Here is a 9,668-nt window from a genome sequence, read left to right as displayed (position 1 = left end):
GCGAAAACAGGACCAGCGCCTGACCAAGGTCAGGCTTGCCAGCCCGGACTGTCTCGAAGATGGCTCAGCGCCCGGGCCGCTGTCGCGGCCGGCGCCGATGAGTGGTCGTATAGGCTCCGGGTTTCGGGCGGTCAACACCCTTTCTCCGGCCGAGCTTCCAGAAAATGCCCCGCCCCTGCCGGCGACGGGGCCTCGGCTATGGGAGTGCGGCCGGGGCGTCGGCCGCGAGGCGGGCCGGCTTGGTGCGGATATCCATGGCGTTGCCGCGCCAGACGATGTCGCGGGCAACCCAGGCGGCGAGCCAGATCGGGACGAAGAGCAGGTCGCGGGCAAGGCACGCGAGGGGGAAACGCCAGGACCATGGCCAGCCGTTGCGGGCGGCGAGCCGCCACTCGGCGCCGTACCAGGCCGCGGCGGTGCCGAGCATCGCCGCGAGGCCGGCAAGCCCGCCCCCGGCCGCCGGATAGGCGGCGAGCATCGGGATCACCGCACCGGTGCCGATCTCGGGGGCGAAGAAAAGCGGGAAGGTGACCCGGCGCAGGCGCGCCCAGCGCAACTGGCGCGACCACACCTCGGCGCCCCGGCGCGGCCCGAGCGGCTGGGCGAAGGGAGAGGCGACGAGATGGACCTTGCGGCCCATGGCACGCACCAGCTTGGTGGCGGCGGCGTCCTCGGCGATCTCGGCGGCGAGCGCCCGGATCCCACCCTGCGTCTCCAGGAGCGGCCGGTACCAGAGCATGCTCTTGCCCTGGGCAAAGCCCAGGCCCAGCGCCTCGCCGACATATTGCCAGCGCGCCTGCAGGGTGTTGAGGAAGGCGCACTCGACCTCGGCCCAGAAGCTGCCCGGTCGCGTGCCGACCGGCGTCGAGCAGACGAGGCCGGTGTCGGACCGCCACGCGGCGCGCAGGCGCTGGATGTAGTCCTCCGGCATCAGCACGTTCGAATCGGCCAGCACGATCCAATCGTAGCGCGCCTCGTCCCAGCCGCGGATGCAGTTGTTGAGCTTGGGGTTGTCGCTCACCCGCTCGTCGCCGACGATCAGCCGGGCCGGGACGTCCGGATGCATAGCGATCAGCCGCTCGACGAGCGGCACGATCGGATCGGTGGCGCGCGCGACGCAGAAGATCAGCTCGTAGTGCGGATAGGCGAGGCGGAAGCCCGAGCCCAGCGTCTCCTCGCTGTAGGTCTCAAGGCCGCAGACCGGGCGCACCACCGTGACCGGCGCGTCCTGAAGCCCGGCGGAGGCGGGGTCCGGCCGGCCGAGGCGGCGCAGCGCGATGGCGAGGCTCGCGAGGTTGATGACCGTGAGGGCGAGGCAGATGATGGCGGCAAGGCCGGTACCGGTCATGCGGGTCCTCCCGGGCCGGTCGAGACCCGCGCCCTCCCCTCCCCTCAAACAGATCGGCTGTTGCAACCGTATGACGGCAGCGCGTGCGCCGGACCGGTGTTTCCTGGCCGCATCACCCGGGCGGCGGCGGCCTGGACCCCGCCCGTCGCCGGGTTAGATGATCCGGCGAGATCTTTTGAAGCTCGCGAACCGACGAGTCCGGCATGCCGCACCAGCCCGATCCCCGCCCGACCCTCCAGGCCCCGGACGACGACCCGTATCTCTGGCTCGAGGAGGTCGACGGCGCACGGGCGCTGGCCTGGGTCGAGGCGCAGAACGCCGACACCCTCGCGGCCTACGCCGACGGGCGCTACGCAGCCGACCGCGACGGCCTGAAGGCCGCGCTCGACCGGCCCGACAAGATCCCGGGCGTCACCCGGCGCGGCGGCCTCCTCTACAACCTGTGGCAGGATGCCGGGCATCCCCGCGGCCTGTGGCGGCGCACGACGGAAGGCGAGTACCGCAAGGCCGATCCCGCCTGGGAGGTGCTCCTCGACCTCGACGCGCTGGCCCGCGACGAGGGCCAGGACTGGGTGTGGAGCGGCGCCGCGAGCCTGCCGGGCAGCCACGCCCGGGCGCTCGTCCAGCTCTCCCGCGGTGGCGGCGACGCCACGGTGGTGCGCGAGTTCGACCTCGAGACCCGCTCCTTCGTCGCGGACGGCTTCTCGCTGCCGGAAGCCAAGAGCATCCCGGTCTGGCTCGATCCCGACACGCTGCTGCTGGCGAGCCCGCTCGGCGGGCCGGAGCACGCGACGCCGTCGGGCTACGCCCGCACCGTGCGGCTGTGGCGGCGCGGCACCGACCCGCTCGACGCCCCGGTGATCTTTTCCGCCGGCCCGGCCAGCATGGTCGCCTACGGCTATCCCGACCGGGAGGCGAACCCCGAACGCCTGGTCTTCGCCGAGCGCACCGGCTTCTTCGACGGCACGATCCAGCTCGGCGACCGCACCGGTCCGAAAACCCGCCTCGACATTCCGACCGATGCCGACGCGCACTGGCACCGCGGCTTCCTGGCCATCCGCCTGCGCACGCCGTGGGCGGTGGGCGGGACTACGCATCCGGCCGACAGCGTGCTCGGCATCGGGCTCGACGCGTTCCTGGAGGGCGCGCGGGACTTCCAAGTGCTGTTCACCCCGGGTCCGCGCCGGGCGCTGCAGGGCTTCTTCTGGACCGGCGGGCAACTGGTCCTGTCGATCCTCGACGACCTGAAGGCGGTTTTTCCGGTCTTCACCCCCTCGCCGAGCGGGTGGGCGGAGGGCCGTGTCGCCGGCCTGCCGGAGCTCGGCGTCGTCAGCGTCTGGTCGATGGACGGCGAGGAGGAGGAATCGAACGGCGACCTGATGGTGGCCGCCAACGACCCCGTCACCCCCTCGACCCTGCTGACGACCCGGCCCGATCTCGCCGCGCCGACGCTGCTCAAGCAGGCACCCGCCCTGTTCGAGGCCGACGGAATGGTGGTGACCCGGCACGAGGCGGTGTCGAGCGACGGCGAGCGCATCCCCTACGTCCAGGCCGGCCCGGCCGGCGAGACCGGCGAGGCGCCGGTGCACCTCTCGGGCTATGGCGGCTTCCAGGTGACGAACCTCGCCGGCTACTCGGCGGTGCTCGGCCGGCTCTGGCTCGCCAAGGGCGGCACCCGGGTGGTCGCCAACATCCGCGGCGGCGGCGAGTTCGGCACCCGCTGGCACGAGGCCGGACGGCGCGAGGGCAAGGCGCTGACCCACGACGACTTCGCGGCGGTGGCCGCCGACCTGGTGCGCCGCGGCGTGACGACCCCCGGACGCATCGCCGCCGAGGGCGGCTCGAACGGCGGCCTCCTCATCGCCAACATGCTGACGCGCTATCCCGAGCGCTTCGGCGCGCTGTTCTGCACCGTGCCGCTGATCGACATGCGCCGCTACACCAAGCTGCTGGCCGGCGCGAGTTGGATCGCCGAGTACGGCGACCCGGAGATCCCGGAGGACTGGGCCTTCCTGCAGCACATCTCGGCCTACCACGTCGCGGAGGCCGGCAAGCCCTATCCGCCGATCCTGATCGCCACGACGCGGCGCGACGACCGGGTCCATCCGGGCCACGCCCGCAAGATGGCGGCGAAGCTCCAGGCGCTCGGCTGCGATGCCCGCTTCTACGAGCCCGAGGCCGGCGGCCATTCCCACGGCAAGAACAGCGCCGAGACCGCCGCCTTCGCGGCGCTCGGTGCCGCCTTCCTGCGCCGGGCGATCGGCTGGGAGCCGGAGGTCGCCGGGGCCTGAGCGAACCATGCCCTCGCGCCCTGGCATCGGCACGTCGACGCCAGGGCGCGTTCGGGTTGGCCCGGCGCCTTCGAACGGAGCCGATCGAAGGCGCGGTCGTATCGGCAGTTCACACCCGGGAACCCGCGGGCGGCGCGCACGTCGTTCCGGCAGCGCATGGCATCATGCCCGCGCGTCCTGCCGAAACGGGGAAGTCTCCACGATGCGCGCCGCTTGTCTCGCCGTCACCCTCTGCGTGGCCGGTGCAACCCTCGGGGCGGGCGAGGCACGGGCCGGAATCCTGATCGCGGTCGACAAGACCACCCAGCGGATGACCGTGACGCGGGACGGCCGGACGCTCTACGACTGGCCGGTCTCCACCGGCATGGCCGGCTACAACACGCCCCGCGGCACCTTCTCGCCGTCGCGCATGGCGGCCGATTACCGCTCGCGCGAATGGGACGACGCGCCGATGCCGCACGCGATCTTCTTCACCGGTCGCGGCCACGCCATCCACGGCAGCGGCCATACCGGCCGCCTCGGCACCCCGGCCTCGCACGGCTGCGTGCGCCTCGCGCCGGGCAAGGCCGCGACGCTGTTCGCCCTCGTGAAGGCGGAGGGCATGGGCAACACCCGGGTGGTGATCGGCGGCGACGAGACGGCGCTGGCCGGCCGTGCCTCGCCGCGGCGCGAGGCACGGCGCGCCCCCCTGGACCGGGACGGCTTCGCGCAGGACGGCCTCTACGCGCAGAACGGCCTCTACGCGGATGCGCCGGTCGCCCGCCCGCGGCGCGGCCGCAGCGCCGATCCGTGGGGCGATGCCGGCTGGCAGCCGGTCGGGGCAGCCTATCCGCCGGCCTATGGCGGGACCTACTACACCGTCGTTCCGGGCTACTGAGCCCGCCGGCCGCGGCGCGGTTGCATGCGGTGCGCATCACGGCTTTGCCGCGCCCCGCCGCGATGGCACAAGCGGCCCGTCGCGGCCCCTTTCCGGCCGCGCCGGGAGCCATGGCGATGACGGTGTCGAGCGACGACGAGCTGGAGGCCCTGCGGCGGATCGGCCGCATCGTCGCCGACGCCCTGGAGGCGATGGGCCGGGCGATCGAGCCCGGCATGACCACGGCCGAGCTCGACCGGATCGGTCGGGCGCACCTGGAGCGGGCCGGCGCCCGCTCGGCGCCCGAAGCGGTCTACGGCTTTCCCGGCGCGACCTGCATCAGCGTCAACGAGGAGGTCGCCCACGGCATCCCGGGGGAGCGCCGGATCGCGCCGGGCGACCTCGTCAACATCGACGTCTCGGCCGAAAAGGACGGCTGGTTCTCCGATACCGGCGCGTCCTTCGCGGTGCCGCCGGTGACCCGGGCGGTGGAGCGGCTGTGCCGGGACGGGCGCCGGGCGATGTGGACCGGCCTGCGCCAGGTCGGGACCGGCAAGCCGCTCGCGGGCATCGGCCGGGCGGTCGGCGCCTTCGCGCAGAAGAACGGCTACACGCTGGTGCGCAACCTTGCGAGCCACGGGATCGGCATCTCGCTGCACGAGGAGCCGACCGAGATCGCGACCTGGCCCGACGCCTCCGAGCGCCGGATCATGACCGAGGGGCTGGTCTTCACCGTCGAGCCGTTCCTGTCGCTGGGCGCCGACTACGCCGAGAGCGGCGAGGACGATCCCTGGACCCTCTACAGCCGGCCGCGCGCGCTCACGGTGCAGTACGAGCACACGGTGGTGGCGACCCGGAACGGGCCGCTCGTCCTCACCATGCCGGGGACCTAGAGCGCTTCACGAACGCGTTGCAATCGCGAAGCTCTCTAAGTCTTTGTTTTGTCGCATTTTCTCCGACGAACCGGTTTCCACTTCGTCGGAAAATGCTCTCAGCATCATTCGCCGAAGTGGTCACTGGTTCGGCGGCGGAAATGATGCAAAAAGCAAAAGGCTCAGCAGAGTTGCCCTGCGCAACTCTGCTGAGCGGGCGCACGTCACCGCAGCCAGTAGCGCTCGGGGCTGAGCGGCGGCGGCACCGGGGCACCGAGGGCATCCTGCACGATGCCGTCGATCCCGCGCAGCAGCGCGTCGAGGGGCAGGTCGTTGGCGGCCGAGCCGAACGGCTCCTCCAGCTCGTCGCCCAGCGCATCGAGGCCGAAGAACGTGTAGGCGACCAGCGCCGTCGCCACCGGCGTTCCCCAGCCGAGCGACGCGGCGAGGCCGAAGGGCAGGAGCAGGCAGTAGAGCCAGGCGGTGCGGTAGAGGAGCAGCGTATAGGCGAAGGGCAGGGGCGTGCCCTGGATGCGCTCACAGGCCGCCTGCACCCCCGACAGACCGGCGAGCTTCTGCTCGAGGAGCCCGAACGATACGTCGCTCAAGGTCCCCTCGCGCATCGCCCCGGCGAGATCGGCGGCGAGGCCGGACAGGGCGGCGTCGGCCGGGCTGGCGCGGGACGCGAGACGCCCGCGCTCGGCCTGCGGCAGGTGGGGAGCGGCGGCGGCCGCGTCGTCCTGCCCGCGCAGGCGGGCGTGCAGCGCGTGGGCGAAGCCCGCGAGGCGCTCCAGGCAGCGTCGGCGGCGGGCGTCGTCCTCCGGCAGAAGCGCCCCGAGCAGCCGGGCGAGCCCGCGGGCCTCGACGACCAGGCTGCCCCAGACCTTCCGGGCCTCCCACCAGCGGTCGTAGCAGGCGTTGTTGCGGAAGCTGAGAAAGATCGAGAGCGCGAGTCCGATCAGGGTGAACGGCCCGATGCCGGCGGTGAGCGGGATCGCGTGAGCCCAGCCCTGCTCCGTCGCGACGACCAGGCAGGCGACGGCCGTGATGGCGGTCACCTGCGGGGCGATCTGCGGCAGGATCGACCCGCGCCACGCGAACAGGATCGCGAGGGCGCCGGGGCGGGGACGGACGATCATCGGGTGCGCACGCTCTCCGGAAGAAGGTGCGCGGTCATCCGCCCCCGCGCGGCCGGGGTCAAGCGCCCGTCCGCCGCCGGACTTCTCAGCCTCCGGACTTTCTCAGCCTCCGGACTTGGCGCTCGCCGTCACGTCGATATCCACCCCCACCTGCAGGGCGACCATCGAGTCGTTGGCCCAGGAGCCCTGGCCGACGCCGTAATCGGTGCGCACGAGGTCGAGGTGCCCGACCGCGTGGGCGGTGCCGCCCGAGACCGTGAGCGTGAACGGCAGGGTCACGTCCTTGCGCAGGCCGCGGATCGTCAGCGTGCCGACCGCGTCGTAGGCGTCGCCGCCCTTGGCCACGAAGCGGGTCGCCTCGAAGCGAGCCTGCTTGTCCTTGCTGGTGTTGAACCAGTCGGCCTGCGGCAGCGCCTCGTCGCGCTGCTTGTCGCCGGTCTCGGCGCTGGTTAGGTCGATCAGCACCACCGCCTTGCCGGCTTCGGGCTTCGCCGGATCGAAGTCGATCCTGGCGTCGTAGCGGGTGAAGCGGCCCTTGAAGGGGGCGCCGACCTGGGTGCCCGAGAAGCCGATGCGGCTCTTGGCCGGATCGACGGTCCAGTCGGCAGCCTGCGCGGCGAGAGGGGCGGCGAACAGGCCGAGGGCGAGGCCGAGGCGGAAGGGGATCATCGCGAGGAAACCTCGGGTTTCGCGCTCGCGCGCCGCACCAGGGGCAGCATCCGCCACAGGGTGTCGTCGCGCAGCACGAGGTGGTGGCGCAGGGCCGCGCCGACATGCAGGAGGAGGAGCGCCATCAGCAGCCAGGCGCCGTAGCTGTGCACGAGCTTCAGCACGCCCTCGACCGCCGCCTTGTTGGGCAGCTCGGGCAGGACCGGCAGGTGCGGCCACGGGATCACCCCGTAGAGCACCGTCGGGATGTTGTAGGGCGAGGCCGAGACCATCGCCCAGCCGACGAGCGGCATGGCGAGAAGCAGGCCGTAGAGCGCGAGATGCGCAGCAGACGCCGCCCGCCGCTCGGCCTTCGGCATCGCCGCGGGCAGCGGCGGGGGCTTGTGAAAGTGGCGCCAGGCGAGGCGGACGCCCATCAGCACCAGCACCGTGAGGCCGACGGACTTGTGCCACTGGTAGAAGGCGAAGCGGTCCATCGGCGAGAGCGGGCCGCGCGTCATCGCGAGGCCCAGGCCCAGCAGGACCAGGATGCCGAGGGCGATCAGCCAGTGCAGCACGATCGCGACGAGGGTGTAGCGACGGGGCGTCGCGACCGTGTGCATGACGATGTCGCCTTCGGCTCCGACCCGATTAGTCCTTGCGCTCGAAGGCGCCGTTGAGGACCAGGTGGACCTCGTCGCTGATCGCCGGCACGAAGGTCTTCACGCCGAAATCCGAGCGCTTGATGGTGCCCTTGGCCTCGAAGCCGACCGTGACCTTCTTGTTCATCGGGTTGGCGCCGGCACCGACCAGCGTCACCTCGAGGGTCACGGGCTTCGTCACGCCGTGCAGGGTCAGGTCGCCGACGACCTTGGCCTTGTCCTTGCCCTCGGGCGTCACCTTGGTCGAGGTGAAGGTCATCTCGGGGAACTGGGCCACGTCGAGCCACTTGTCGCTCTTCAGCGAGTCGACGAGATGCTGGCTCGGCGCGTAGAGCGACTTCACCGGCACGGTCACCTTCAGGCGGCTCTCGGCGGGCTTCGCCGGCTGCAGCTCGAGGCTGCCCGACACGTCCGAGAAGATGCCCGTATACGGCGAGAAGCCGAAATGGTTGACCGTGAACAGGGCCTGGGTGTGGTTCGGGTCGACCACGTAGGTGCCCGCCTGGATCTGGGCGGGGTCACGGGTCGCGGCGCCTTGCGCCACGGCCGGGGCGGCGAGGGCGAGACCGGCGGCGAGGCCGAGGGCGAGGACGGACAGCTTCACGAGAACACTCCGTGTCGTCGGGGTCGCGCGGGGCCCCGATCGGGTCCTCCGCACTCGCAACCCCTCGTGCGGCGCTGGGCTTAAGCCGGTTCCGTCGCGGGCGTAAGACCGCTAAACCGGGACACATGGTTGCTGGTTCGGAAACCTTCCGGGGCGTGCTCTCCGACGTGAGGGCGTTTTGTGCGGTCGTCGATCACGGAACCGTGACACAGGCGGCTGAGATCCTGGGCGAGACCAAGGGCAGCATCTCGCGCCGGGTCTCGCGGCTGGAGCGGGAGCTGGGCGTCACCCTGCTCGCCCGCACGCCGCGGGCGGTCTCGCCGACGGTGGAGGGCCTGGCCTTCCACGCCAAGGCGCAGGAGAGCCTGGCGCTCCTCGACGGGGCGCTGGAAACGGCCCGGGACGCCCGCACCCTGCCCCGCGGCCACCTGCGGGTCACCACCTCGATCGATTTCGGCATCGAGGTGATGCCCGACCTCGTGGCGAGCTTCCGGGTGCGCTACCCGCAGGTGACGATCGACCTCCTCATCACCGACACCCGCCTCGACCTCGCGGCCAACCGCATCGACCTCGCCTTGCGCCTCGGCAGCGGCGAGGGGCAGGATGGCGGCTACCGCGCCCCGGTGCTGGCGCACCTGATGATCGGCCTCTACGCCGCGCCGGCCTACCTCTCGGCCCGCGGCGCCCCCGCGACCCTCGACGACCTCGCGGGCCACGACCTGATCCTGTCGCGCGAGCGCCTCGGAGCCGCCCCGGTGCGGTTGTCCGACGGGCAGGGCCGGGAGGGCCACATCACCACCCGGCCGGCCGTTCGCGCCACCGACTACGCCACCGTGCTGCGCCTGACCCGGGCCGGCGCCGGGATCGGCCACATCCCGAGCCTGGTGGCGGCCCAGGCGCTGAGGGACGGCGCCCTGGTGCCGGTGCTGCCCGACTGGGCGAGCCGCGGCGGCGTGCTGCGCGCCGTGAGCCTCGCCGGCCGCGAATTGCCGGCCCGGGTCCGGCTGTTCCGCGACCACGTCCGCCTCGGCCTCGCGGCGATGCGCGAGGCGGCCTGAGGGCGATCGTCCCCCGCCATGGTCGCCCCGACGAAACCGGTTGACCGCGCCCCGCCGATTCCCTAGAGCGTTGGCCCACCGGAGACGTGGCCGAGCGGCTGAAGGCACTCGTTTGCTAAATGAGCAAGCCCCGAAAGGGGCTTCGAGGGTTCGAATCCCTCCGTCTCCGCCATCCATGGCGCATTCCGCT

9 protein-coding genes and 1 tRNA gene are annotated in these 9,668 nt (G+C 72.2%); 5 read left to right on the top strand and 5 right to left on the bottom strand.

Annotation, left to right across the window (positions count from 1 at the left end; genetic code table 11):
* Positions 1–196: 196 nt before the first annotated feature.
* On the bottom strand, positions 197–1,348 hold the full coding sequence (locus tag V3T34_RS25295; protein WP_305079396.1) for a glycosyltransferase: 1,152 nt from the start codon (positions 1,346–1,348) through the stop codon (positions 197–199).
* A 203-nt stretch (positions 1,349–1,551) separates the two neighbouring features.
* On the opposite strand from V3T34_RS25295, the gene V3T34_RS25290 reads away from it, so the two are divergent.
* The 3 genes from V3T34_RS25290 (at position 1,552) to map (ending at position 5,388) form a co-directional block, all read left to right on the top strand.
* Positions 1,552–3,639: a prolyl oligopeptidase family serine peptidase gene (locus V3T34_RS25290; RefSeq protein WP_305079397.1), complete on the top strand. Its 2,088-nt coding sequence runs from the start codon at positions 1,552–1,554 to the stop codon at positions 3,637–3,639.
* A gap of 202 nt (positions 3,640–3,841) precedes the next feature.
* On the top strand, positions 3,842–4,516 hold the full coding sequence (locus tag V3T34_RS25285) for a L,D-transpeptidase (RefSeq protein WP_305079398.1): 675 nt from the start codon (positions 3,842–3,844) through the stop codon (positions 4,514–4,516).
* Positions 4,517–4,632: 116 nt separating this feature from the next.
* Complete coding sequence (gene map, locus V3T34_RS25280; protein WP_305079399.1) at positions 4,633–5,388, top strand: type I methionyl aminopeptidase; 756 nt, start codon at positions 4,633–4,635, stop codon at positions 5,386–5,388.
* Between the two features lie 203 nt (positions 5,389–5,591).
* On the opposite strand, the gene V3T34_RS25275 is transcribed toward map, so the two are convergent.
* The 4 genes from V3T34_RS25275 to V3T34_RS25260 form a co-directional block, all read right to left on the bottom strand.
* Entirely contained in the window at positions 5,592–6,506 is a 915-nt protein-coding gene (locus V3T34_RS25275) for a bestrophin family protein (protein WP_091890836.1), read from the bottom strand.
* A 102-nt stretch (positions 6,507–6,608) separates the two neighbouring features.
* Positions 6,609–7,175: a YceI family protein gene (locus V3T34_RS25270; RefSeq protein ID WP_305079400.1), complete on the bottom strand. Its 567-nt coding sequence runs from the start codon at positions 7,173–7,175 to the stop codon at positions 6,609–6,611.
* Entirely contained in the window at positions 7,172–7,777 is a 606-nt protein-coding gene (locus V3T34_RS25265) for a cytochrome b (RefSeq protein WP_305079401.1), read from the bottom strand. The genes V3T34_RS25270 and V3T34_RS25265 overlap by 4 nt, the downstream gene beginning before the upstream one ends.
* A 28-nt stretch (positions 7,778–7,805) precedes the next feature.
* On the bottom strand, positions 7,806–8,420 hold the full coding sequence (locus tag V3T34_RS25260) for a YceI family protein (RefSeq protein WP_063919981.1): 615 nt from the start codon (positions 8,418–8,420) through the stop codon (positions 7,806–7,808).
* Between the two features lie 125 nt (positions 8,421–8,545).
* Here V3T34_RS25260 and V3T34_RS25255 point away from each other — a divergent pair, with 125 nt between their 5' ends.
* On the top strand, positions 8,546–9,478 hold the full coding sequence (locus tag V3T34_RS25255) for a LysR family transcriptional regulator (protein ID WP_305079402.1): 933 nt from the start codon (positions 8,546–8,548) through the stop codon (positions 9,476–9,478).
* Positions 9,479–9,558: 80 nt separating this feature from the next.
* Positions 9,559–9,650, top strand: a tRNA-Ser gene (locus V3T34_RS25250).
* Positions 9,651–9,668: the final 18 nt, after the last annotated feature.

The sequence above is a fragment of the Methylobacterium ajmalii genome (genome assembly GCF_036448855.1).
GTDB lineage: Bacteria > Pseudomonadota > Alphaproteobacteria > Rhizobiales > Beijerinckiaceae > Methylobacterium > Methylobacterium ajmalii.
The sequence above is the reverse complement of the archived record's forward strand: the minus strand, read 5'-3'. Positions and strand labels throughout refer to the sequence as shown.